General features: G+C 48.1%; 1 protein-coding gene. It reads left to right on the top strand.

What is annotated here, in order from left to right; genetic code table 11:
- The coding region (locus R0J87_RS25035; RefSeq protein WP_498889728.1) for an anion permease at positions 1-233 on the top strand (233 nt) is incomplete at both ends.

The following is a 233-nucleotide window of genomic DNA, read 5'->3' as shown; positions in this document are numbered from 1 at the left end:
GTTTCTTACGATCGCCTTGATCGTTGGCACAATTACCGTTATGACTGAATTCACTTCGAATACAGCAACTGCCACGATGGTCTATCCAATCGTTGCAGTTGCAGCTGCCACACTAGGAACCGACCCGATTGTATTGATGGTTGCCGCCAATATGGGAGCCACGTTTGCTTACATGTTCCCGGTTGCAGCTCCGCCGAATGCCATTGTTTTCGGAACCGGCTATATTAAAATGA

Source organism: Halomonas sp. SIMBA_159 (genome assembly GCF_046536035.1).
Classification (GTDB): Bacteria; Pseudomonadota; Gammaproteobacteria; order Pseudomonadales; family Halomonadaceae; genus Vreelandella; species Vreelandella venusta_A.
Note: the sequence above shows the minus strand (reverse complement) of the source record. Positions and strands in the feature narration are given on the sequence as shown.